This window comes from Methylomonas sp. Uni0009 (assembly GCF_054188105.3).
This window is the reverse complement of the sequence record NZ_JBTAFN010000001.1, coordinates 3,563,513-3,586,081: the sequence shown is the minus strand read 5'-3', so window position 1 is coordinate 3,586,081 and position 22,569 is coordinate 3,563,513. Positions and strand designations below refer to the sequence as shown.

Genomic DNA, 22,569 nt, shown 5'->3' with positions numbered 1-22,569 from the left:
TACATCCTACACACACATGCGGTGATTTGCTCAATTGGCATCATTCTTGATTGCCTTATGGCTTTCGTCATTAGCAGCCCAACGATGGAACACATTTTCCCTCTGCCCCGCCCGATGCCTGCACCGCCCAAACCCAAGCATCCAGTGCTGCAAGCAGGCCATCGCTACAGCATCGACACCCAAAAATTAGCGGATAACCCACTCGGTGATGTAGAGCATGATGTACAAAACGGCTTACTCGGCGATTACTCGTTAAGCATCGAACGGGCTGCGGTAGTGCCCGTGGATACGAAACGTACACCCATACACGCATTCGTGTGGAACAGCGATTTACTGAGCCCGCCGCTCAAAAGCTGCTTAGCCCTTACCACAGCTCACCCGCAGCAACCCAAGCAGAATCGTTTGACCTTGCTTGACGCCCGCATGGCCGCGCCCACCGTAAGCTTGGCGGACGATATGCCAACCCTAAGTATCTCACCTCATTTTGAACTGGCATGGGACACCGCCGGCTTTTGCAGCCAATTGGGCGTCTTGCAGTTGCTGGAGTCTACTCGAACAGCACACTTCGCCGACGGCAAAACGATGACTTTATTGGATACCGAAAGTGAAGAAGGCGACCCGGTTTTGTATCTATCTGAGAAAGACAGGCCTGTGCCGGTCATACCGCTTGGCGGGTTTCAACAGCAAGGCCAGCAGCAAAAACTGCTGTTCAGCCAGACCGTGACTCAAGCCATTCCGTGCGAAATTGCCGGTAATACTGTCGCGTCGATGAGCGTTTTGGAAAAATACACCGTGTACTTCATGCAAAACGCCGGACCGGATAGGCCGGATCTTTATATTTGGGTGCCCGTACATTTACCTATCGTTTGGGGATGGAGCATCCGGGTACAACAACGCTATGACGGCGTGTGGGATATTTTTCGCAAGAAATTGATCATGCCCAGCGCGTCGACCGAAGCGCCGAAATTACCCCTATGGCAGGGTAACTCCTTGCTACGCCAAACGATGCAGATGGCGTGATGACCATGCTGGACGTGGCGATTGTTGGCGCCGGACTGTCCGGTTTGTCCTTGGCAGAAAAACTGCTGACATACAAACCTAACATTGGCGTATTTGAAGCCCGCGAACGCTGCGGCGGCAGGATTCTATCCGCAGCTGACCCTACCCTGGGTTTTACCGCAGACTTGGGCCCCACTTGGCTGTGGCCTACCGAGCAACCGCGTATTTCGGCATTAGTAAAGCGCTTGGGATTGACGCTATTCCCGCAATGGGACTGCGGCCAAAGCTTATATCACGTGCAAGCAGACTCCCGGCCGGTGACTTACATCGATACTCAGACTCACGCTGAAGCCAGACGGATTGCCGGCGGTTGCCAGCAATTAATTGACAGTTTATTGCAACGGATACCGGGACGGGTGTTGCGCCTTGGATACAATTTGCTATCACTTAGCGATCACGGTAGTTATGTCGATTTAACATTCGCATGCGATAGCACCGTCAGTACCATACAGGCTCGCCAAGTTGTGCTGGCTGCTCCGCCACGATTACTGGCTAACAGCATTACCTTTCAACCGGCTCTAGCACCCGGTTTGCTATCACTGATGCAAGACACGCCCACCTGGATGGCCGGGCACGCCAAGGCGGTTCTGGTTTACGAACAGGCTTTCTGGCGCCAACAAGGCTATTCCGGCAACGCTATTTCATCCTACCCCGGCGCGGTTTTAGCCGAAGTCTATGACGCCTGCTCCGACGATGGCGGAACATCTGCCCTGTTTGGTTTCTTTGGTTTGCCAGCCCAGATTCGCGAACAGTATCAAGACAGTCTGCCGGCCCTGATCGTGCGGCAAATGGTCGGCTTATTCGGTCCTGCCGCCGCCAATCCACTAAGTGTGATGATTCAGGATTGGAGCCGGGAACCATTTACCGCGACTTCTGTAGATCGCATACCGGTGTTCGAACATCCCGCCTACGGCCATCGCGCGCTGCAATTGGACCATTGGCAAGACAAACTGTATTTCTGCGGAACCGAAACAGCCAGTAGGTCCGGCGGCTATTTGGAAGGCGCATTGGCAGCCAGCGACCGGGTTTTTAGCGCATTAACACTCTAACTAAAGGACTTTGACATGAACAATCCAACGCTTAACGCGAACAGCATCGGCGAATTTAGTCGATTCATAATCGAGCAGAAAGCCAATATGAAGAAGCAGTACGATCAATTACTGGCCCATGACCTATCACACCAACAATGGGATGGTTGTTTTCAGCGCAATATCTTGATCGTCTTGGAAAAAACCTATCAAGACGCCCTGGCTCAATTAAAGACCTTGCCGTTTGATCACACCGGCAGCACCGTCAATCAGGGCTTGGCGGATATTACCAAATCAGTATTGGCGGTATTTGATGGCTTTATCGACGAGTTTTTGTTGATGGTAGTGGATAAACATCGCACTTCCTGCGCCTTATCCAATTTCCCAGACGAGCATAAACCCGATCAGGTTTACCTGAGCGCGGTGCGCAGCGACATCGCCTTGCTTTGGCGGAACTTTGCGCTGGACATTAATGCTTACTTTCTGGAATGCCGTTAAGCAAAACTTTTCCGATAGGATAATTTATGAAACTCTACATGACACCCGGCTCCTGCACGACCGGTATCCATATTTTACTGGAAGAGCTGGATCTGATTTTTGAAGCGCATCTGGTCAATTTAATGGCCGGCGATCAAAATCAAGCCGATTATCTGGCAATCAACCCCAAAGCCAGCATCCCTACCCTGGTCCGTAACGACGGTACTGCCCTGACCGAATTCCAAGCTATCGCCTACTGGCTGGCGCGCAGCTACCCCAAAGCAAAACTATTGCCAGGCGACGCGGATGGCGATGCGAAAGCTATCGAGTTGATGGACTATGCGGTCGGCACGCTGCATGGTCAAGGCTTTGCCCGCATTTTTACCACGGAGAAATTCGCGCCCAATCCCGCCGATCACGACGCGGTTAAGGCCCAAGGCTTGGATATAGTCAATAAAGCTTTTGCAATCTTGAACGAGTTGCTGCCAGCCGAAGGCTATGCATTGGGCACATTCAGCATTGCCGATGCCGCTTTGTTTTACGTGGAGTTTTGGGCGGATAAAATCGGTATTACGCTGCCGGAAAACTGCTTGAAACACTATCGTTTGATGCTGTCGCGGCCGGTTGTTAAACGGGTACTGAGGGAGGAAGGTTATCGCGTGGAGTGACTTTTATCGCCGCACTATCTGTTGTTGCCTTCTCCTGTCCGGAGATTCGCGATGTGAAGCCATTCACACTCATATCCATCAATCAGCCGAGTTAAGCCAATATCCCTTCATTTTTACAAGGTGACTAAATCGTCATCCGCACACTATTCACAAGACAAGCGTTGGATTTTCAAGGAAAATAGCGTCCTCTTTACCATTCGCTACAGCGCATGTACAAATATGAAGGCCTGGTGGTACACCAAAGCCACGACGACGAAGGCATCATAGAAATCGTTGATAAGGAGGGCGTCAGGGCCTTGCACTTTGGTTCGCATGCCCGGCAAAGCAGTATGCTACTGATGGAACCCGACCGGCTACATTCGTTGTATGCCAGGGCAATGATGGCCGGCCTGCTGTTCCACGACACTCCCAACGAAATCCTGATGATAGGTTTGGGCGGCGGCACTATCGCCAAATTCATGCTGCGCCAGTTTGCCGATTGCCGGCTCAAGGTCGTGGAATTTCGTAGCAGTGTGTTAAAAGTCGCACGCAGCCATTTTGGCCTGCCATTCGATCCGCGCCTGAAAATCAAGATTGGCTGCGGCGCGCAACATGTACGCCAAGCCAGCCAGGTCCAGAGCGAACAGCACGACTTGATCGTCATAGACGCTTACGACCACGACGGCATGGCCCCGGAAGTGAGTAGCGAAACTTTCTTCGACAATTGCCGAACCTTGCTGACCAAAAACGGTCTGCTGGTGATCAATTTATGGGGCACTGATAAGGATATGTTCCAGCAAGTGGCCTGGAACCTGGGCCGCGTGTTTGAAAGGCGCATGCTGTTTTTGCCGGTACGCAATCGCGGCAATGTCATCGGCTTTGCCTTTGGTGAAGCCATGGCAAAGCCAAGCATCAAACAATTGATCGACAAGGCCAAGCGGCTGGAACAGATGTACCAACTGGAATTCCCCATCTATTTGTTGGATTTAAAACGCCACAACCCCAACGTCTTCAACCGGATTATAAAATCGTGATACACAACGCTCCCAACATCTTCGGCTATAAAAAATACTGGGCGCACCGCTTCGGGCCGGCGCCGGAATTGCCGATGAGCCGCGCGGAAATGGAAGCGCTGGGCTGGGACGCCTGCGACGTCATCTTGGTGACCGGCGATGCCTATGTCGATCATCCCAGTTTTGGTATGGCCGTAATTGGCCGAGTTTTGGAAGCGCAGGGCTTCCGGGTCGGCATCATCTCGCAACCGGATTGGCATAGTGCCGAGGACTTTAGACGACTGGGCCAACCCAAACTGTTTTTTGGGGTGACCGGCGGCAATATGGATTCGATGGTCAATCGCTATACTTCGGATAAGAAAATCCGCTCCAACGATGCTTATACCGCCGATGGGGCGGCCGGCAAACGCCCGGACCGCGCCGTGAATGTCTATTCACACCGCTGCCGCGAAGCCTACAAAAATGTGCCGATTATTATCGGCGGTATTGAAGCTAGCCTGCGTCGGATCGCGCATTACGACTATTGGTCCGATAAAGTGCGTAAATCCATCCTGCTGGACTCCAAAGCCGACCTATTGGTCTACGGCAACGCCGAGCGGCAAGTGGTGGAAATCGCCCAACGCTTGGCAAAAGGCGAAACCATCGCCGATTTGAAAGGCATCCGTGGCACCGTGCATTTTGTCAAACAAGTCCCGCAGGGCTGGATGGAGAAAGACTCGACCGACATCGACAAGCCGGGGGCGGTGATTTCCCACGTGAATCCCTATCAAGAACAACCGGCGTGCGACGATCAGGGACGATCGGAGTGCGGCGACGGGTCGGGAACCCGTGCCAAGGAGGATAAACCGGCACGGGCTAAAAACGAGCAGGTGATCCAATTCAAACCCATCGCCAACAAGCAGCGCACGCAAACCGTGATCCGCCTACCGGACTACGAAGCCGTAAAAGACGATCCGATTTTATACGCACACGCCTCCCGAGTGATGCACGGCGAAACCAACCCCGGCAACGCCCGCGCCTTGATTCAGCGCCATGGCAACCGCGAAGTGTGGATCAATCCGCCGCCTTTGCCGCTGACCACACCGGAAATGGACGGCGTGTTCGACCTGCCCTACTCGCGGCTGCCGCATACCGCTTACGGCAAGGCCAATATCCCCGCGTTTGAAATGATTCAGCATTCTGTGTTGATCATGCGTGGCTGCTTTGGCGGCTGTAGCTTTTGTTCGATTACCGAACACGAAGGTCGCATCATTCAAAACCGTTCGGAAGATTCCATCATTCGTGAGATTGAAGCCATCCGCGATACCTCGCCGAATTTTACCGGCCATATCTCGGACTTGGGTGGCCCCACTGCCAACATGTGGCGTCTGGCGTGCAAAGACCCGAAGATTGAAGAATCGTGCCGCAAACCCTCCTGCGTCTATCCGGGGATTTGCCAGAACCTGAATACCGATCAAACACCGCTGATCAAACTCTACCGGCGCGCTCGCGCCTTGCCGGGCATCAAAAAAATCTTCATCGCATCGGGATTGCGTTACGACATCGCGGTTGAGACACCAGCTTACGTGAAAGAGTTGGTGACCCACCACGTCGGCGGTTACCTGAAAATTGCCCCGGAGCACACCGAGCAAGGCCCGCTGTCGAAGATGATGAAACCCGGCATGGGCACTTACGACCGCTTCAAAGCGATGTTTGATAAGTACTCCAAAGAAGCCGGTAAAGAACAATATCTGATCCCGTACTTCATAGCGGCCCATCCGGGTACCGAAGATAAAGACATGCTGAATCTAGCTCTATGGCTAAAACGCAACGGCTTCCGAGCCGACCAAGTCCAGGCCTTTTTGCCGTCGCCGATGTCAATTGCTACGGCGATGTATCATTCGGGGAAAGATACCTTGCACAAAGTCGCCCGAAACAGCCCGGACATAGCAATTCCGAAGAGCATTAAACAGCGGCGCTTACATAAGGCATTTTTGCGTTACCACGACCCGAAAAACTGGCCGTTACTGCGGGAGGCTTTGAAACATATGGGCCGCGCGGATTTGATTGGTAATGGTAAGCAGCATTTGGTGCCGAGTTTTCAACCAAAAATCGATGATAGATCCTTTCCTAACAAGTCGAAAACAAAACAGTTTAAAACCAAACGTTAATTGAATTTCTACAACATGCGACTATGCTAGACGACTTGCGCAATCGAACTAGCAATGAATAAGCCGGCTGTTTTGCGATTGTAAAACCGCTGGTGACGAACTCCGCCATTAAAGTCAAACGTATAAATATCACTCAGATGCAACAAACCATCATTACTCCGGAAAAAACCATGCTTCACCTGTCGAAGGAGCTTTGGGAGTATCGGGATTTGTTTTTCATCCTTGCGTGGCGGGATTTTAAAGTCAGGTATAAACAAACGGTTATCGGTGCCGCATGGGCCGTAATTAGGCCGTTGCTGACCATGCTTATCTTCACGCTGGTTTTCGGAAAAATCGCCCACTTGCCCAGTGATGCAAATGCGCCCTACCCAATCATGGTGTTTACGGCCATGTTACCTTGGTATTTCTTCGCAAACTCACTCAGCGAAAGCGCCAATGCCGTCGTCGATAATTCAGCCATGATCAGCAAAGTTTATTTCCCCAGAATTATTATTCCTACTACGCCTTTGTTTGTTAATTTGATCGACTTTGTTATTTCATTTGTATTGTTGATGGGCATGATGATTTGGTATCGATTTATACCTTCGATCAATATTCTGTTATTGCCGTTATTTTTATTACAGGCAACCATTACGGCAATAGGCTTGGGCTATTTAATATCGGCTCTCAACGTTAAATATCGTGATTTCCGTTATGTAGTACCTTTTATTGTGCAAATGGGATTGTATGTTTCGCCGGTTGGCTTCAGCAGCCAGATTATTCCTGAACAATGGCGACTGATTTACTCACTTAACCCCATGGTGGGCGTCATTGATGGATTCCGCTGGGGAATAATAGGCGAAGAATCCACGCTGTTTTTACAAGGCTTCAGTTTGTCTGTTGCCGTTTCATTTTTATTGCTAGGCGTTGGCATTCGTTATTTTTTGAATACAGAAAGACAATTTGCCGACAGCCTATAATTCGCCAATCGCATTAATACAATAAAAACACATAATGACGTATGCAATAAAAGTCGAAAATCTTGGCAAAAAATACACAATTAAGCATGAAAACCAGACTCGCTACAGCACACTACGCGATCAATTGAGTGGCAGTGCTCGCTCAATGGTTCATCGTTTGCTCCATCCTTTTCAAGCAGCTCAGAATAACCGCGAAACCGAACAATTCTGGGCGCTAAAAGATATTAATTTTGAAATTCAGCCAGGTGATCGGGTAGGCATTATCGGCCGCAATGGCGCCGGTAAATCAACCTTACTCAAAATATTGAGCCGGATAACCGCACCGACAACCGGCAAAGTAACGATTAATGGCCGCGTAGCAAGTTTATTGGAAGTGGGCACGGGTTTTCATCCTGAACTGAGCGGGCGAGAAAATATATTTCTTAATGGCGCAGTATTAGGCATGCGAAAACATGAAATTCAAGAAAAATTCGATGAAATCGTCGATTTTGCCGAAGTTGAAAAGTTTCTGGATACACCGGTTAAGCATTATTCGAGCGGTATGTATGTGCGATTGGCATTTGCAGTGGCGGCGCACCTAGAACCTGAAATATTGATTGTAGACGAAGTGTTATCAGTAGGCGACTCACAGTTTCAAAAAAAATGTCTTAGAAAAATGCAAGACTTTAATAGCAAAAATATAACAGTTATTTTTGTAAGCCACAATATGGCAGCCATTAGCGAATTATGTTCCAAAGGAGTTTTAATAAAAGGTGGCAAATTAATAGCAGCTTGCAATATTAATGAATGCATAGAAAGATACTATAAAGATTACAATGAAAAAACAAACTTCATAGAGTTGAGCGCCAATCCCGCATTAAGAGATCGCAATATTGTATTTAGTAATGCCAGAATTATGAATTCAGATGACAATCTTGCGTACGCGATAAACTATAATGAAGAGTTTTCAATTGTTTTAGAATATGAAATTTTAGAGCCTATAGCTGGTTTACGAATAGGTCTAATGTTGCAAAGAAACGATGGCACGCTCATGTGTGGATCAAATGATCCTGATGCGTGGAACAACAACATTAAGACACCGGGTCAATATAAGACAATATGTCAATTTCCATCACACATTCTGAATGCAGGTACATATTCAGTTCTTTTAGGGGCCGATTTACCTCCACACGACAAGTTGTTGATCAATACAGGTTATTGCATGACTTTCCAAGTTGTTGATATTGATGGGCATGGTGCTAGACACGAAAAACTACCAGGCATTATACGCCCGAATCTTCGTTGGATAACTTTATCATGACAGATAAATTAACATTGAAACTTCCGTTTGGAGAAGAGTTAGTTTAAGCAGCAAAAAATTATCTATTAAGAGCTAAATTCCTGTTGTTAGTATTCTGGCGAGAATAAATTATACTATCAATATAACTGATAACTTTACACAGCGCCGTAATCAGCACAAATAACTAACACATATAAAATGAAAAAAATATTTAAAATTCCAAATTTTTTATTTCGAGAGCTTTTAAGTCTCACGGATTCAAAAAATAGACCTAATATTAATAGCCTGTGGTCAGCAACTAAAGATATTGAAATAATGAGATTAAATACAAAAAACTTCGGGTATCAAATCGCAAGAGAATTACAGCCTAAACTTCAACAAATAGATGTATCTGGCGAACCACAAAATCATGGACTTGTTAGCAAGGCGACAACACAGATCGATGTCGAGAGCCCCTGGTTCGTCTATTGGTGTAATCAAATAAAAGCCGCGCCCATTTATCATAGGAAATTATGGGAATTTGCATTTTTGTTACAAATACTGCACGAACGCAATCTGTTGATCGAGAATATCCGAGGGTTAGGCTTTGGGTGCGGACAAGAACCTTTAGCTTCATTTTTCGCTTCGAAAGGAATGGAAGTTATCGTTTCCGATCTTTCAATTGAGCAGGTAATTGGCAAAGGCTGGGCTGAAACAGGACAACACACCACAGCAAAAGAACAAGCTTACTACCCAGATATTGTTGACAAAGAAACGTTCGATAAAAATGTTGGACATAGGTATATCGACATGAATGAAATCCCTTTGATCAATGAAGAATTTGATTTTTGTTGGTCCGTTTGTGCAATGGAACATTTAGGATCGATTGAGAAAGGGCTCGCATTTGTCGAAAATTCACTCTCCGTCTTGAAGCCTGGAGGAATTGCAATTCATACAACAGAGTATAATTACCTTTCAGAGGAAAAAACTATTGACAATTGGCCAACGGTTCTATTTAGGAAAAAAGATTTTCTTAAACTTTCACAACGTCTAATCAGATCAGGTCATGTTATGTTGGGGCCCGACTTTAATATTGGAGATCGTGTATTAGATAAGTTTATTGATGTCCCTCCTTATACTGTTGGAGAAGGATGGTTGTCGAAAGAACAATGGAGCGACTCTAAACAATCAGCTCATTTAAAATTGGCTATTGATGGATTCGCGTCTACTTGTTTTGGATTAGTCATTATTAAAAGCACAGATTAATGATGACTATTTTGCAGCCTTTCTTGGGTCAATATTCTTGATCATCTGTTTTGAAGCCTTATAATTATCCAATTTTATACAGCTCAATCCAAGTTATATCATCCAAAGAAATATCCCTGGCTTGGTTTGCAAACGAAAACTCATTAACTCGACAACCATCCAAGCAAAATCAGGCTATTCCGACACTGCCAGCTTTGGCGTTTTATTAAGACGCCAGTTATTCAGTAACGGTAGCTCTCTGGCACGAACTTCAGTGCTCAATAATAATTACCCAGACTATAATATATAACTGAATCCACCACACATTTTACCCTCTAAATCCAATAAAGAATTTTTGGAAACCGAACTAAGGATAAACAATGAGCATTTATATTGACTGTACTGATTTTGTTCGTGGAGAAGGCAATACAGGCATTCGCAGAACTGAACGCAATGTAATTGCTAACATGATTTCAATTTGCGCCGATAGAAATATTTCATGTCAATTAACCTATTATGACCCATTTTATGGTTTCATTGTTGTTGATGACTTCAACAAAGGAATTGGATATTTTCATTCAATTAGCATTGCTTCGCGCCAAATTTTACGCCTAAAGAATATATTTAAAAAAATACTATATTTTATATCGCCAGGCCTAATTGATAGAATATGGGGTAAATATACTCGTTTTATTTTGCTACCCATGTTATTACCCATATGCATACCAATAATTTTAACAGCAAATCTAGTAACTTATTTAGCGCCCAAAAATATATGGAAGCCATCTAGCAAGGACATACTATTTATTCCTGGCTCATCTTGGTGGTCAGCGTTCTACCATAAGGCTGTTGCAGAGACAAAAAACAACCATGCTAAGATAGTTACCATCATATACGATCTGATCCCAATTACTCATAGTGATTTTGTAACAAAAATACACGAAAAAAACTTTTCATCAAAAATAGACTTCGCGCTCGAATCGTCAGACTTGATATTAAGCATATCTCATGACACAGCAAAAGTTATTGAAGAATATATATCAGACCGTCCCAGTATTCAAAAAAAAGACATTGTCGCATTCAAATTGGGAGCGGATCTTGATTTAATCAGCGATTCTTTAAGAGTACGAGAACATCTTCATAAGTTATTTGAAAACAACACTGTATACATATCTGTCGGCACTATTGAACCACGAAAAAATTATAACTTTTTGCTGGATGTTTTTGAATGCATTTGGCAAACACATCCTAACATTAAGCTATGTATCATCGGAAAATATGGGTGGGAATCAGATGCCACTATTGCAAGAATAAAATCGCATCCCATGTTTGGATCATCTTTGATATGGTTTCAAGACCTTTCCGATAATGAACTATCCTTTTGCTATAAAAATGCCCAAGCATTAATCTTTCCATCCATGACTGAAGGTTTCGGCTTGCCACTAGTTGAAGCGCTATCATTTAATTGCCCGGTACTTGCAAGCGATATTCCGGTGTTTCATGAAATTGGCGGCAGTCATTGCTCCTATTTTTCCCTTGCAAATAAGGAAGAACTCGTATCATTAATCCATAAGTCCTTAACGATTAGCAGAATCGCTAGCTGTGAGAATACCGTGAACTTCTCATGGCCAACTTGGAAAGAATGCACTGCCGAAATACTGAACATTATCCAAACAAACATCAATGGGTCCAACTTAGCCAAACAGGAAAACGGATAAAATACTGCTATTTCTTAAAAAAATAATTTTCCTTTAAATAAATGAACATCCTGTTCGACCACCAAATATTTTGCATACAAAGATATGGCGGTATATCACGTTACTTTTGTGAGTTGGCAAATAATTTGGGCAAACTTGATCAAACTTCTGTCGAAATATTCGCTCCTCTCTATACGAATGAATATTTTGACGAAGGCGGCCCAATTCGTCCTCGCGGCATGCGATTACCAAGAGCACTGCCACAAATACTATCACGAAGAATTTCCACATTCACCAATGTGGGCGCGCTCAATTTGTTAAAACACAAGTTTCATCCCGACATTTTTCATGAAACCTATTATTCCCTATTCGACTGTTGTCCACGGAGAGCGCAACGGGTCATTACCGTATGCGATATGATTCATGAAAAATATCCAAATGATTTTTCCATTTTGGATAGAACCCGTGAAATCAAGGCACGTTCACTGCGTCGTGCAGATCACATCATTTGCATTTCTGAAAATACTAAAAAAGATTTGCTCGAATTGACCGATATACCTAATGAGAAAATCTCTGTGATATATCTTGGGCACTCCTTTTCTACCGATACCTCATACCCCAAGCGGAATAGGAAAAATATACCTCATTTATTATATGTAGGTAAACGCAACGGCTACAAAAACTTTGCAAACTTACTTAAGGCTTATTCGGAATCTAAATTGCTAAAGAACGAATTTCCCATCGTTTGTTTTGGCGGCGGAAACTTTACTCCGGCTGAATTGAAACTTTTTAAAACTTTAAATATTAACCCTGACAATGTCATTTATGCATCCGGTGGTGACAATGAGTTAGCTGCCTGGTATCGTTCAGCAGCGGTTTTTATTTATCCATCCTTGTACGAGGGCTTTGGAATTCCGCCCCTGGAAGCAATGTCTGCTGACTGCCCCGTGGTCTGTTCCAATACCAGTTCGCTACCGGAAGTAGTGGGAAGCGCTGCCGAGCTATTTAATCCGGAGGATACTACCGAAATGCGCCTGGTAATTGAACGGGTGGTTTCATCGCCGGATTACTCGGCGCAACTGGTAGCGAAAGGAAAACAACGCGTCAAACTATTTTCCTGGGACAAATGTGCCAGAGAAACGCTTAATACCTATCATCAACTATTAAATAATTAACCATGAAACGTGCATTGATTTGTGGAATTAACGGCCAAGACGGTGCTTATTTAGCCCGCTATTTATTAACAAAAGATTATACGGTGATTGGTACTTCTCGCGACGCGATGGTAAGTTCATTTAAAAATCTTCATGCCGTGGGTATTAAGGAACAAGTTGAAACGGTATCAATGGCGCTTAACGATTTTCGTAGCGTTTATTCGACAATATTACGACATAAGCCTGATGAAATTTACAATCTGGCAGGTCAAACTTCAGTGGGTTTATCGTTTGAACAACCCGTTGAAACCATGGAAAGCATCGTCACTGGTACGTTGAATTTATTGGAATCGCTTCGATTTATCGATTTCCCCACCCGTTTCTATAATGCCGGCTCAAGCGAATGCTTTGGTAATACCGGAGAAACAGCCGCCATTGAATCTACGCCTTTTTATCCTCGAAGTCCTTACGCTGTCGCTAAGTCTGCGGCACATGGTTTAGTAGCCAATTATCGCGAAGCATACGGATTATTCGCCTGCACCGGGATTCTGTTTAACCACGAATCACCCTTAAGGCCCGAGCGATTCGTCACACAAAAAATAGTGCGCGGTGCTGCGCGAATAGCTGCTGGAAATACGGAAAAATTAAGCCTTGGCGACTTGGACATCGAAAGGGATTGGGGCTGGGCGCCGGAATACGTGGAAGCGATGTGGTTAATGATGGAAGCGGAGAAACCCGACGATTATATTATTGCTACGGGTAAAACAGTACCACTGTCATACTTTGTCGAAAGCGTATTTAATTACTTCGGACTGCATTGGGCAGACCATGTTATACAAGATAAAAGACTCTCAAGACCATTAGACATAAGAACCAGTAAAGGCAATGCCACTAGAGCCGAAAACGAATTGGGCTGGAAATCTCAAAGTGATATTGATGATGTTGTGAAATTAATGTGCAAAGAAGCTGAATTAAAAATGACCATAGGATTATAAACTTAGGTAGTTGCTCGATTATAGACTGGCTTTATGCGCCTGCTGTTTCTATGCAAACGCCGCCCGCAAGGGAGAGATTTGCTAACTCGACCCTATGGGCGTTTTTTCTATTTATCTTATTATCTAGCGCAACGCGGTCACGAAGTCACATTATTGTTACTGGATTATCAGGCTGGCGACCCCATCCATCTTTACGCCCATGGCATGGAATGGTTTTCTGTGAGTATTTATCCGCTGAAACGCTCAAGCGGCCCTTTAGCCTTTCTTAGACAAGCGGAAGAAATAGTTAAAACTCAGGCACCTGATTGGATAATCGGATGTTCGGATACTTGGTACGGTATTCTCACGACTTATTTAGGGGGGCGATATGGCGTAAAAACGCTAATTGACGCTTATGATAATTATGAAAGTTATATTCCCTGGTTAAAACCTTTACATTGGCTTTGGCGTCGCTCTCTGCGGCGATGCTCTGCAATAAGCGCCGCCGGACCACAATTGGCTAAATTGATGGTGCGTACTCGGGCGGATAATAATTCTACGGTTATCCCTATGGCAGCCGATCCTATATTCCAACCGCTGGATGGTAGTAATATACGAAACCGCTTTAACTTGCCAAAAGAAGTGCCGCTCATTGGTTATTGCGGGTCTCTTTATAAAAATCGAGGTGTGGAGTCATTATTTCAAGCAATGGCTTATTTATTGAACCGGCTTCCTGAAGCCAAGCTTGTGATTTCCGGGCGCCGGGAACAAGGAATAAAAATACCTGAAGGCATACGGAATGCGGTCATTGAGATCGGTTATCTAGCGGATGAGGATATGCCTCTGCTGATCAATGCGATGGACGTATTAGTGGTCATCAACCGTCGTTCAGCATTCGGCGAATATAGTTATCCCGTTAAGCTGTATGAAGCCATGCAATGCCGCAAACCGGTCATTGCTTCGGACTCGGCTGGCGCACGCTGGATTTTGCAGGATTATCCAGAATGCTTGGCAGATAGCAGCAATCCGAAGGATTTAGCGGAACGGATTCATCGGGCTCTGTCCTGGAAAACGAAAGAATACAATCAGATTCACGACTGGATGTTTTCGGCGACGGTACTTCAAGACTTACTTGAAAGCCTTTGAATTTGTTCCAATCGCCTATATAGGTTTGTGAATTTAAGTGCTACCTTTCGCCATTCATAAGATTCGGCGGCTCTCTGCCCCGCGACGCACAATGATACCCTCAACTCCTTATCCGCAACGAGTTGTTCGACGGCATCCCTGATTTCTGCCGGTGCGTTGGAATTAACCAGCAAGCCCGTCTTCCCGTGTTCGATAACTTCCACGATGCCGCCGGTTCGGGTGCTAATGACCGCAGTACCGCTAGCCATCGCCTCAAGTAAAATTACCCCCTGCCCTTCGGTGTCACCTTGAGCGTCGACGATGGACGGCGCGATAAAAATATCGGCAGCAGCGTAATAACCCGGTAATTGGCTATTGGGTAAACCGCCGTAAAATATCACCTGATCGTTAATACCGTATTCAAACGCTAGCGCTTCTAGACGCTTGCGCTCGGTGCCGTCGCCTACTATCCATAGCTCGGTCCGACCGCGCAATGGCATTGGCAATCCGGCCACTGCCGCTAATAAATCGGCAACGCCTTTTTTTTCAACCAGCCGGCCCACGAAGAGTAAAACCAGTTTTTCAGGTTCGCTGCTTCTTTGCAATTTAGCATTGCCGGCTGCAAACCGCCGATAATCGATACCCATCGCTATGATATGGGGTTTTGGCAAATCCGGACCGACGGCATCGGCTGTTGCCTGGGTGTTGCTGGTCCAAACGTTGCAATTTTTGATGGTCCAACGTTTGATCCAAGCTAACACGCCACCTCGCAACGCGAATGCGTCGCCGCCATGCGCGGTGACCACTACCGGGACCCTGAACAACTTGCCGAGCAATACCGCTATGGTGCCTTGTGGAAAAATCCAGTGAGCGTGAATCAACGTCGGTTTGTCTATGATTAATCGCCTGATAGCTGCAAGCAACATCGCCAGCATAAAGAACGGCACTTGTAGGATTAGCCTAGGCTTGGCGCGAAGGTTCGGCAAAATTCCCGAGCCATAGGCTAACTGCTGTAGCCGCCTGGGAAAAAAATATCGGAAGTGGCTACTGATGGGATTGCCTTGCCTAAAAGCGGGTTCAACGTCACAGTGGTCCGGCGCGAGAACGTGAAGATTGATCTGTTGGTTTGCCAACGCTTGTGCAAAATAACCTAGGAACACAGAAGCGCTGTCGTGCGGATACCTGGGGTAGCTAGATGTTAACCAAAGCACTTTTATCAGATCAGCCTCGGCCTTATTTGCTTCCATGCCTGTCACGCCAATATCGTCCGTTGAAACTGATTAAATCCCTCGACCGTTCCGGAATGAAGGTAACAAGTTGAATCCATCGAATCGGCGGAATCAATTTGCTCAGCGTTTCGTTAACGCACCAGACTCAACAAAACCCCCGCAGCCACCGCCGAGCCTATTACACCGGCGACATTCGGCCCCATCGCGTGCATTAACAGGAAGTTGTGCGGATTACTTTCCAAACCAATTTTATTAGCCACCCGCGCTGCCATGGGCACTGCGGAAACGCCGGCAGCACCAATCAACGGATTGATCGGCGTACTGCTGAAACGGTTCATGACTTTCGCCATCAGCACACCGCTTGCAGTACCGATAGAAAAAGCGACTGCGCCCAAGCCTAAAATACCCAGCGTTTCCATTTTTAAAAACGCCTCGGCGCTCAGTTTGGAGCCAACCGACAAACCCAGGAATATCGTGACAATATTGATCAATTCGTTTTGCGCGGTTTTGCTCAGTCTTTCGACCACGCCGCTGGCATTCATCAAGTTACCCAGACAAAACATACCAACCAGCGGTGCCGCCGAAGGCAGCAACATGGCGGTCAACACCAGCAACATCAAAGGAAATACAATTTTCTCGGCCTTGCTAACCACTCTAAGCTGTTGCATTTCTATCCGCCGCTCTTGTTCGCTGGTCAAGGCGCGCATAATGGGCGGTTGAATCAAGGGTACTAATGCCATGTAAGAATACGCGGCCACCGCAATCGCTCCCAACAATTCCGGAGCCAATTTGGACGCCACATAAATCGCAGTGGGGCCGTCTGCACCACCGATGATGGCAATCGCCGCCGCCTGCTTAAGCGTAAAATCCATACCTGGAACGGCATTCAACGCCAACGCGCCGAATAGAGTCGCGAATATCCCGAATTGGGCGGCAGCCCCTAAAAACAAAGTTTTAGGGTTAGCCAACATCGGGCCGAAATCGGTCATCGCCCCGACGCCCATAAAAATCAGTAGCGGAAAGATGCCTGCCTTGATACCACCATATAGGTAATAAAGGATGCCGCCTTCGTCTATCATGCCGGCCACCGGAATGTTGCTCAGCACCGCGCCAAATCCTATCGGCAATAGCAGCAAAGGTTCAAAGCCTTTTTTGATAGCCAGATACAACAGCAAAAACCCCACCGCCATCATAATGACTTGCGGCCCGGTAACGTTATAGATACCCGTGCTTTCCCACAACAGTCTAAGATTTTCCATGGATTATGTATTCAATCGGTTGTTTGATCAGAATCACCGCCATCGCACCCGCCAGTAGCGTGGCGCGAATCGCTGATCAGCGAATTACTTAGATCCCGGGCCTAAGCTAACGGCCCGAGACCACGTTAAACGATAAGAAATATTACAAGGTGACCAATACATCGCCGACCGCCACGGAATCCCCCTGACGAACGTTTACCGCGCTGACGATACCGGCTACTTTGGCGCGGATCTCGGTTTCCATTTTCATCGCTTCCATAATCAAAACGACATCGCCTTCGGAGAGATGAGAGCCTACATTGACATTGACTTTAAGCACCACGCCAGCCAGCGGCGATTCCACAACACCACTGCCGCTGACGATAGGCGCAGTGGCTGCCAACATGGGGCCGCTGTCCAAAACGGACTGTACTGTAACCGGTTTAACGACTAAGTCGGCACCGCCGGATGCCACCGCTACGTGATAGTTTTTGCCGTCGACGTTAACAGTGTAGGTCTCTGCGACCACGGCTTTCTGGGTAACGGCGGGCACTGACGCTGTCGCGCTCTCTGCTCCCGGTTTAGGTTCAAAAGCCTCCGGGTTACCGCGGTTTTGAATGAATTTCCAGCCGACTTGCGCAAACAAACCATCAATAAGCGCATCTTCTTCAACACTGTCGGCCAGTTTCACGCCTTCCGCCGCGGCTTTGGCTTTTACATCTGCCACCAGTTTGTCCATCTCGGCTTCCAGCAAATCCGCCGGTCGGCATGTGATCGGTTCGGCGCCGTTCAGCACGCGCGCCTGCAATTCTTTATCGACTGGGGCTGGCGTTGCGCCGTATTCGCCTTTCAATACACCGGCGGTTTCCTTGCTGATCGTTTTGTAGCGCTCGCCGGCTAGCACATTCAACACGGCCTGAGTACCGACAATTTGCGAAGTGGGCGTGACCAGCGGGATGTAACCGAGGTCTTTACGCACTAACGGAATTTCCTGCAGCACCGCGTCAAAACGATCCGCAGCGCCCTGTTCCCGCAATTGGCTTTCCATATTGGTTAACATACCGCCCGGCACTTGCGATACTAAAATCCGGCCATCCACACCTTTCAAGCTGCCTTCAAATTGCGCATATTTTTTGCGTACTTCTCGAAAATAGGCGGCGATCTTTTCCAGCTTGGCTAGATCCAGACCGGTTTCGCGCTTTTGGCCGGCCATGGCCGCCACTATGGTTTCGGTGGGGCTGTGACCGTAGGTCATGCTCAACGACGAGATGGCGGTATCGACATTGTCGACGCCTGCCTCAACAGCCTTGATGTATGTACCGACACTTAAACCGGTGGTAGCGTGGCATTGCATATGGATTGGAATCGCCACGGCTTTTTTTAGTTTGCTGATCAGCTCGTAAGCATCGTAAGGCGTCAACAAACCGGCCATGTCCTTGATGCAGATAGAATGCGCACCCATGTCCTCAATTTGCTTGCCCTGCTCAACCCATTTCTTGATCGTATGTACCGGACTGGTGGTGTAGGAAATAGTGCCTTGGGCATGGGCATCGGTATATAGCACGGCTTTGATGGCGCGGTCGATATTGCGCATATCGTTCATCGCATCGAAAATCCGAAATACGTCTATACCGTTGACCACGCAACGCTCGACAAATTTATCGACCACATCGTCGGCATAGTGCCGGTAGCCCAAAATATTTTGCCCCCGGAACAGCATTTGTTGCGGGGTATTGGGCATGGCTTTTTTCAACAACCGTAAACGCTCCCAAGGATCTTCGCCCAAATAACGAATACACGCATCAAAGGTGGCGCCTCCCCAGGATTCGATAGACCAGTAACCGATTTGATCAAGCTGCTCGCAAATCGGCAGCATGTCTTCGATACGTAGCCGGGTCGCCAGAATTGACTGATGGGCGTCACGTAATACCACCTCAGTAATTCCCAGGGGCTTATTTACCTTTTCCACTCTTTTCTCCTAATGACGTTTTTGGGCCGAGCACTGCTACCTTGTGGGTATGATTATCCGTGTTTATGTTTTTTGCGGTACTGATGAACAGCTGCGGTAATAGCAGCGATGACAGCCTTATCGTTGCCTGCCACGACAGGTTGATCCGAAAACTTGGCAGGCATTTCCGGAAAGTAGCGGCGGACCAGTTGGGACATCACATTGATAGCCACGATCAACATGGCCAAAAATGCGTAAACCATACCCATGCCTATTAACATCAGCTCAATCCCTGAGGACAGCATTTCGTTCATGTGTTTCGTCCAAATGATTAAAAACTGTGTTCATTATCGCCAAAACCGCCGGATTAAACAATCCTGAGCGGGGCGCAGGGTTTAATTGCCCTAGCCAGCGTAAGGCAAAAAAGTATTCTTAGACGGTCGTTTTACGTAGTCTGACGCTAACTGAATAGCCTCATCAATGAGGATGGACTGACACCGATTTATTCAGTAGCCAATTGCAAATAATCCAACACTTCGGCAATGTGGGTTTTGACCTGCACCTTGCGCCACTCCTTGACCAACACACCCGCTTCGTCGATCAGGAAAGTGCTGCGCTCTATGCCACGCACTTGCTTGCCGTACATGTTTTTCATTTTGATGACATCGAATAAATTGCAAAGGCTCTCGTCCTGATCGGATAACAAATCAAACGGAAACTCTTGTTTACATTTAAATCCCTCGTGCATTTTCACGCTATCACGGGATACACCGAGGATAACGGCATTTAATTGATTGAACCGTTCGATATTATCCCTAAAGCCTTGACCTTCCTGGGTACAGCCGGGGGTGTTGTCCTTGGGATAGAAATATAAAACGACTTTTTTGCCGCGATAGTCGCTGAGTTTGACGGTTTTTTCGCCGGTTGCGGCAATTTCAAAATCGGGAACGGTAGAGCCGAGAGTAGCTAAGGTCATCAGATCACCTTTTGATGGGTTCGAGAATAGCGTCGATATTCAAGCTGTCGCAAAAATCCAGAAATTCTTCACGCAGCGATAAAATGCGCACTTCCGGCGGCACCAGCAATACATATTTGGTGGAGAACACCGGCGTGTTAAAAAAAGCCGCTTGATGGCGGCTGGCAGTCACTTCTTCGATAGAAATGCCCCTGTCCAATAAAAACGATGTCACCGCGAACAGCACGTCGTTTTTATCCATGGAAATGGTTTCCAATGTGTAAGGCACCCCCTCCAATACTGGCGGGATTTCATCCGGCCGTAAAAAACTCATCTGAATTTCGAATCGAACTTTTATCGCTTCCAGCATACCTTCCAGCTTGGCGATATGATTCCAATTGCCGGCTATCAGCAGATAAGCCGCTGTGATTTGGGTCAGGTTGGACGTGCGCAGTTCCACGACACTGCATTGACAGGCACTCAGGGCCGAGAGGATTTCCGCGATAAAACCGTTGGACTTGCCGCCCAACACTGTGATTGCAAGTTGCATAATGTAAGTCCTTGAATACGCCTAGCGCAGTGTAACATCAACGCCGCGAAAAGCAGAACCGCAACCCAGCAATCCGGACTACTACGAATCTATCTCGGTAATCACCGCGTGATTATCGAAGTGCACGGTTACTTTTTTGCCGGCCCGAGCCTTCAATACCAAGGCTTCATCGACTTTAAACGCCACCGCCAACTGTTGATCAGTGACAGGCGCGGTCCGCTTAGGAGCGACGCTGGCATGCAACCATGACAAATACAAAGTCCAAAACAACCAAATGCCGGCAATGATCACCACGATCTCGCCGTACAACTGCAACAATTCCAACAGCGTTTTATAACCCCCGAACCAGCGGATCTCGTCGGACAGGCTTTTCAAACCCATCAACCAGGCGCCGAGCGTAAACAGGGGCCACAAAAAATACAACCAAAGCACCCAACTCAATACCGACATAAACGCCGAACCGCATTTTTGCGAGAAACTTTGTAGATGCGGTTGGTTAATGATGATGTCTTTCATTTTTGCCTCAAGCCTCTATCCAAGGTTACCCACACCGCCCGCTGGCCGCGCTTTTTGCGCAAGGCCTTGATGCAGCCGTTAATCGTGGTCCCGACATTGATTAGCCAATAGACAATCGGATACCAAATCATCCAGTAATAATGCTGCGCGGAGCCGCCGCTCTTACGCTCGTAACTGGAATCGATAGTTAAACTTACGGCAAACTGAATCAAACAGGTGACGCATAACAACATACTGGTCCAATGCGGCGACAAATCTTCCAGAGCTTCCTGCGGTTCGCTGCTAAGCCACTCGATCGGCACCAGCGCCAGCATCGCCACCACCAGAAACGCCCAGGTCAAACTGATGCAGCATTCCAGATACAGCGGCCACATACCACGCGAACGCCAGCTAAACAGCGGCCGGAAATAACGCAGCAAGACCTCGACTCCACCTTGCGCCCAGCGGCTGCGCTGTTTCCACAAGCCGTTTAGCGTTTCCGGCATCAACACCCAGCACAAGGCATTCGGCTCAAAACGGATTGCCCAGCCGGCCAGCTGTAATTTCCAGCTGATGTCGATGTCTTCGGTCACCATGTCCGGACTCCAATAGCCCACATCGTGCAAGGCGGTTTTCCGGAAACCGGCAATCACTCCGGAAATGGTAAATACATGCCCATAAGAACGCTGCGCACGTTTAATCATGCCGACGATGGCGGAAAACTCCCCGACCTGAATTTTGCCCAGCAAAGTGGAACGGTTGCGGATACGCGGATTACCGGTCACCGCGCCGACATGCGGATCTTCCAGAAAATGCCGAACGATCCAGGCCGTCGCATTCGGCGCCAGCAAGGCATCGCCGTCAATGCCGATCAAAATTTCGCTATTGGCTAATAATGCCGCGGTGCGCAAACCCACCGCTTTGCCTTGATTGCTGGCTAAATTGACCACCCGAATTTGTGGGTGCTGGTCGGCCAGCTCGTGCAAAATTTCCAGCGTGTTGTCTTTGCTGCCGTCGTTGATCGCAATAATTTCGTAGTTGGGATATTCCTGATGCAGCAGATATTCAATGGTCTCCCGAACATTCTCGCCCTCGTTATAGCAAGGGATCAGAATCGACACGGACGGGTATTCGGATAATTCCGGCAGATCGGACAACACATTCCCGCGATTCCGCTCCCAGCGCACGTAATAAATCATGCCGCCCAACATCCAGACATAGGCCATCAGCAACGGATAATAAAACACAAAGCGCGACAGCCATTCGTTGAACTGCCACCACGGCACTTCCTGCAAATATTCCAGGGTGATCAACCACCAGTCGATAAATTGCTGCACCCAGGCTTGGTCTAGCAAGTTTTCCATGTAT

21 protein-coding genes are annotated in these 22,569 nt (G+C 47.5%); 13 read left to right on the top strand and 8 right to left on the bottom strand.

Annotation, left to right across the window (positions count from 1 at the left end; translation table 11 throughout):
* Nucleotides 1-84: 84 nt before the first annotated feature.
* The 13 genes from ACWAU0_RS16635 (at nt 85) to ACWAU0_RS16575 (ending at nt 14,807) form a co-directional block, all read left to right on the top strand.
* Nucleotides 85-1,020, top strand: a complete 936-nt coding sequence (locus ACWAU0_RS16635; protein ID WP_523070809.1) for a hypothetical protein — start codon at nt 85-87, stop codon at nt 1,018-1,020.
* Nucleotides 1,020-2,108 carry a flavin monoamine oxidase family protein gene (locus ACWAU0_RS16630; RefSeq protein ID WP_458139236.1) on the top strand — a complete coding sequence of 363 codons (1,089 nt, stop codon included), beginning with the start codon at nt 1,020-1,022 and terminating at the stop codon, nt 2,106-2,108. The genes ACWAU0_RS16635 and ACWAU0_RS16630 overlap by 1 nt, the downstream gene beginning before the upstream one ends.
* Nucleotides 2,109-2,123: 15 nt before the next feature.
* Complete coding sequence (locus ACWAU0_RS16625) at nt 2,124-2,585, top strand: amine oxidase (protein ID WP_458137313.1); 462 nt, start codon at nt 2,124-2,126, stop codon at nt 2,583-2,585.
* 26 nt (nt 2,586-2,611) lie between these two features.
* Nucleotides 2,612-3,232 carry a glutathione S-transferase family protein gene (locus ACWAU0_RS16620; RefSeq protein ID WP_458137312.1) on the top strand — a complete coding sequence of 207 codons (621 nt, stop codon included), beginning with the start codon at nt 2,612-2,614 and terminating at the stop codon, nt 3,230-3,232.
* 209 nt (nt 3,233-3,441) lie between these two features.
* Entirely contained in the window at nt 3,442-4,245 is an 804-nt protein-coding gene (locus ACWAU0_RS16615; RefSeq protein WP_458137311.1) for a spermine/spermidine synthase domain-containing protein, read from the top strand.
* Nucleotides 4,242-6,374, top strand: a complete 2,133-nt coding sequence (locus ACWAU0_RS16610; protein WP_458137310.1) for a YgiQ family radical SAM protein — start codon at nt 4,242-4,244, stop codon at nt 6,372-6,374. Before ACWAU0_RS16615 ends, ACWAU0_RS16610 begins: the two co-directional genes overlap by 4 nt.
* 137 nt (nt 6,375-6,511) lie before the next feature.
* Nucleotides 6,512-7,333 (top strand): ABC transporter permease, encoded by an 822-nt coding sequence (locus ACWAU0_RS16605; RefSeq protein ID WP_458137309.1) that lies wholly within the window; start codon nt 6,512-6,514, stop codon nt 7,331-7,333.
* 34 nt (nt 7,334-7,367) lie between these two features.
* Nucleotides 7,368-8,633: an ABC transporter ATP-binding protein gene (locus ACWAU0_RS16600; protein ID WP_458137308.1), complete on the top strand. Its 1,266-nt coding sequence runs from the start codon at nt 7,368-7,370 to the stop codon at nt 8,631-8,633.
* Nucleotides 8,634-8,810: 177 nt separating this feature from the next.
* Nucleotides 8,811-9,857 carry a class I SAM-dependent methyltransferase gene (locus ACWAU0_RS16595; protein ID WP_458137307.1) on the top strand — a complete coding sequence of 349 codons (1,047 nt, stop codon included), beginning with the start codon at nt 8,811-8,813 and terminating at the stop codon, nt 9,855-9,857.
* A gap of 359 nt (nt 9,858-10,216) precedes the next feature.
* A complete protein-coding gene (locus tag ACWAU0_RS16590; protein WP_458137306.1) occupies nt 10,217-11,554 on the top strand; it encodes a glycosyltransferase family 4 protein in 1,338 nt (445 codons plus the stop codon).
* Nucleotides 11,555-11,595: 41 nt separating this feature from the next.
* Complete coding sequence (locus ACWAU0_RS16585) at nt 11,596-12,708, top strand: glycosyltransferase family 4 protein (RefSeq protein ID WP_458137305.1); 1,113 nt, start codon at nt 11,596-11,598, stop codon at nt 12,706-12,708.
* Nucleotides 12,709-12,710: 2 nt separating this feature from the next.
* Nucleotides 12,711-13,682 carry a GDP-mannose 4,6-dehydratase gene (locus ACWAU0_RS16580; protein WP_458137304.1) on the top strand — a complete coding sequence of 324 codons (972 nt, stop codon included), beginning with the start codon at nt 12,711-12,713 and terminating at the stop codon, nt 13,680-13,682.
* 33 nt (nt 13,683-13,715) lie between these two features.
* Entirely contained in the window at nt 13,716-14,807 is a 1,092-nt protein-coding gene (locus tag ACWAU0_RS16575) for a glycosyltransferase family 4 protein (RefSeq protein ID WP_458137303.1), read from the top strand.
* Here the strand turns inward: ACWAU0_RS16575 and ACWAU0_RS16570 are convergent.
* The 8 genes from ACWAU0_RS16570 to pgaC form a co-directional block, all read right to left on the bottom strand.
* Nucleotides 14,783-16,033: a glycosyltransferase gene (locus tag ACWAU0_RS16570; RefSeq protein WP_458137302.1), complete on the bottom strand. Its 1,251-nt coding sequence runs from the start codon at nt 16,031-16,033 to the stop codon at nt 14,783-14,785. The two genes, ACWAU0_RS16575 and ACWAU0_RS16570, sit on opposite strands and share 25 nt — an antisense overlap.
* Nucleotides 16,034-16,146: 113 nt before the next feature.
* Complete coding sequence (locus tag ACWAU0_RS16565; RefSeq protein WP_033156515.1) at nt 16,147-17,274, bottom strand: sodium ion-translocating decarboxylase subunit beta; 1,128 nt, start codon at nt 17,272-17,274, stop codon at nt 16,147-16,149.
* Nucleotides 17,275-17,416: 142 nt separating this feature from the next.
* Nucleotides 17,417-19,222: a sodium-extruding oxaloacetate decarboxylase subunit alpha gene (gene oadA / locus ACWAU0_RS16560; protein ID WP_205450392.1), complete on the bottom strand. Its 1,806-nt coding sequence runs from the start codon at nt 19,220-19,222 to the stop codon at nt 17,417-17,419.
* Nucleotides 19,223-19,275: 53 nt separating this feature from the next.
* Entirely contained in the window at nt 19,276-19,515 is a 240-nt protein-coding gene (locus tag ACWAU0_RS16555; RefSeq protein WP_036274151.1) for an OadG family protein, read from the bottom strand.
* Between the two features lie 188 nt (nt 19,516-19,703).
* Nucleotides 19,704-20,177: a peroxiredoxin gene (locus ACWAU0_RS16550; protein ID WP_458137301.1), complete on the bottom strand. Its 474-nt coding sequence runs from the start codon at nt 20,175-20,177 to the stop codon at nt 19,704-19,706.
* 4 nt (nt 20,178-20,181) lie between these two features.
* Nucleotides 20,182-20,706, bottom strand: a complete 525-nt coding sequence (locus tag ACWAU0_RS16545; RefSeq protein ID WP_033156519.1) for a glycine cleavage system transcriptional repressor — start codon at nt 20,704-20,706, stop codon at nt 20,182-20,184.
* Nucleotides 20,707-20,787: 81 nt separating this feature from the next.
* A complete protein-coding gene (gene pgaD / locus ACWAU0_RS16540) occupies nt 20,788-21,222 on the bottom strand; it encodes a poly-beta-1,6-N-acetyl-D-glucosamine biosynthesis protein PgaD (RefSeq protein WP_171695670.1) in 435 nt (144 codons plus the stop codon).
* Nucleotides 21,219-22,565 carry a poly-beta-1,6-N-acetyl-D-glucosamine synthase gene (gene pgaC, locus ACWAU0_RS16535; RefSeq protein ID WP_458137300.1) on the bottom strand — a complete coding sequence of 449 codons (1,347 nt, stop codon included), beginning with the start codon at nt 22,563-22,565 and terminating at the stop codon, nt 21,219-21,221. The genes pgaD and pgaC overlap by 4 nt, the downstream gene beginning before the upstream one ends.
* Nucleotides 22,566-22,569 lie beyond the last annotated feature (4 nt).

Bases quoted from the DNA above. Each gene is read 5' to 3' on its own strand.
- ACWAU0_RS16600 (WP_458137308.1), top strand. From the start codon at position 7,368: ATGACGTATGCAATAAAAGTCGAAAATCTTGGCAAAAAATACACAATT.
- ACWAU0_RS16565 (WP_033156515.1), bottom strand. From the start codon at position 17,274: ATGGAAAATCTTAGACTGTTGTGGGAAAGCACGGGTATCTATAACGTT.
- ACWAU0_RS16555 (WP_036274151.1), bottom strand. From the start codon at position 19,515: ATGAACGAAATGCTGTCCTCAGGGATTGAGCTGATGTTAATAGGCATG.
- ACWAU0_RS16620 (WP_458137312.1), top strand. From the start codon at position 2,612: ATGAAACTCTACATGACACCCGGCTCCTGCACGACCGGTATCCATATT.
- ACWAU0_RS16605 (WP_458137309.1), top strand. From the start codon at position 6,512: ATGCAACAAACCATCATTACTCCGGAAAAAACCATGCTTCACCTGTCG.
- ACWAU0_RS16590 (WP_458137306.1), top strand. From the start codon at position 10,217: ATGAGCATTTATATTGACTGTACTGATTTTGTTCGTGGAGAAGGCAAT.
- ACWAU0_RS16615 (WP_458137311.1), top strand. From the start codon at position 3,442: ATGTACAAATATGAAGGCCTGGTGGTACACCAAAGCCACGACGACGAA.
- ACWAU0_RS16570 (WP_458137302.1), bottom strand. From the start codon at position 16,033: ATGGAAGCAAATAAGGCCGAGGCTGATCTGATAAAAGTGCTTTGGTTA.
- pgaD (WP_171695670.1), bottom strand. From the start codon at position 21,222: ATGAAAGACATCATCATTAACCAACCGCATCTACAAAGTTTCTCGCAA.
- ACWAU0_RS16630 (WP_458139236.1), top strand. From the start codon at position 1,020: ATGACCATGCTGGACGTGGCGATTGTTGGCGCCGGACTGTCCGGTTTG.
- pgaC (WP_458137300.1), bottom strand. From the start codon at position 22,565: ATGGAAAACTTGCTAGACCAAGCCTGGGTGCAGCAATTTATCGACTGG.
- ACWAU0_RS16625 (WP_458137313.1), top strand. From the start codon at position 2,124: ATGAACAATCCAACGCTTAACGCGAACAGCATCGGCGAATTTAGTCGA.
- ACWAU0_RS16575 (WP_458137303.1), top strand. From the start codon at position 13,716: ATGCGCCTGCTGTTTCTATGCAAACGCCGCCCGCAAGGGAGAGATTTG.
- ACWAU0_RS16545 (WP_033156519.1), bottom strand. From the start codon at position 20,706: ATGCAACTTGCAATCACAGTGTTGGGCGGCAAGTCCAACGGTTTTATC.
- ACWAU0_RS16580 (WP_458137304.1), top strand. From the start codon at position 12,711: ATGAAACGTGCATTGATTTGTGGAATTAACGGCCAAGACGGTGCTTAT.
- ACWAU0_RS16585 (WP_458137305.1), top strand. From the start codon at position 11,596: ATGAACATCCTGTTCGACCACCAAATATTTTGCATACAAAGATATGGC.
- ACWAU0_RS16595 (WP_458137307.1), top strand. From the start codon at position 8,811: ATGAAAAAAATATTTAAAATTCCAAATTTTTTATTTCGAGAGCTTTTA.
- ACWAU0_RS16550 (WP_458137301.1), bottom strand. From the start codon at position 20,177: ATGACCTTAGCTACTCTCGGCTCTACCGTTCCCGATTTTGAAATTGCC.
- ACWAU0_RS16635 (WP_523070809.1), top strand. From the start codon at position 85: ATGGAACACATTTTCCCTCTGCCCCGCCCGATGCCTGCACCGCCCAAA.